Annotated in this window: 1 protein-coding gene; it reads right to left on the bottom strand. The window is 65.1% G+C overall.

Features of this window, described 5'->3' with window-relative positions; genetic code table 11:
* Nucleotides 1–171: 171 nt before the first annotated feature.
* Nucleotides 172–924, bottom strand: coding sequence for a phosphonate metabolism transcriptional regulator PhnF (gene phnF / locus EN964_RS35175; protein ID WP_127267994.1), 753 nt, complete (start codon nt 922–924; stop codon nt 172–174).
* Nucleotides 925–1,199: the final 275 nt, after the last annotated feature.

Here is a 1,199-nt window from a genome sequence, read left to right as displayed (position 1 = left end):
CCTCTCCCCCGATCGACGGGGTAGAGGAAGGGTGCGAGCTTAGCAAGGCGGGCTCCTTCCTCTCCCTCCGGAGGGGGGAGAGGTGGCTCGGCGAAGCCGAGACGGAGTGGGGGAAGGCGGTCCTCAAACGCCAAGTCGCTGAAAAATAAGCGCGACCGAGCTGTCCACTCCCTACAGCGCCGACAGCTTCAGCTCCACCCGTTCGGCCGGAAACCGCGACTCGGAAAACTGGATCGGCTGGCCGTCCGGCGTGACGTTGACGGCAACCGTGACCAGCACGATGGCGCCCGGCTGCAGGTCGAGGTCGGCAAGGTCCGCCGCATCGGCATGGCGCGCCGACAGCACGGTCGATTGCCTGAGATAGTCGTCTATGCCGAACCGCGCCAGCGATGCGGTGATCGAGCCTGTTTCCGCCATCGCGGCATCGATGCCGGCAAAGCGCCGGGCCTCGAACCAGCCGGCAGCGCGCGACACCGGCCGTCCGTCGGCTTCGCCGCGCGTTTCCAACCGGATCACATCGGCTCCCTTGGGAAGACCCAGTCCCTCGGCGACGCGCTGGCTGGCCGGCTCGACCGACGAGGCGAGCAGGACGATGTGCCGTTCCGTCGTCTGCCCTTGCAGTCCTGTCGAAAAGCGTGTGCGCGCCCCGATCGGATAGGACAGCCGCTTGCGCGACAGCACGAAGGTGCCGCGCCCCTGCTCGGCCCGCAGCACGCCTTCCCTTACAAGGGCCGATATGGCGCTGCGCACCGTGTGACGGTTGACGCCATAGCGTTCTGCCAGCGCCACCTCCGGCGGCAGCGCTGCATTCTCCGTGAAATCGCCGATGGCGATCGCATGCAGGATCTTGTCGGCAATCTGCCGCCACAGCGAAACGCCACTGCGCCGCTCGATGCCGTCCGCTGACAGCCGCCCGACCCTCATTGCCCCCCACCTTCCAGCGCCCAGTCTTCTATCGCTGTCATCCACCCGTCATGGACACGCGCTAGATAATAGGTATAATTTGTATAGTTGTCTATATCAATAGACAAATTTAGCCACGAGGACGATAGCTTATGCGAGGACAGGAAGCCCGCGACCAGGCCGAGCGCAAGGCCGCCATGGCAACCCTTGCGCAATCCAGCGGCGATGACATCGTACGGCTCTGGAATGAGGCCGGACTGCCTTCGGACGCCGAGTTGCTGCGCGGCCCCGAAACC

Source organism: Mesorhizobium sp. M7A.F.Ca.CA.001.10.2.1 (assembly GCF_003998575.1).
Taxonomy (GTDB): Bacteria; Pseudomonadota; Alphaproteobacteria; order Rhizobiales; family Rhizobiaceae; genus Mesorhizobium.
This window is presented reverse-complemented; position numbering and strand designations above follow the sequence as displayed.

What these genes read in the sequence shown, in the direction of transcription:
- phnF (WP_127267994.1), bottom strand. Translation starts at nt 924, where the DNA reads ATGAGGGTCGGGCGGCTGTCAGCGGACGGCATCGAGCGGCGCAGTGGC.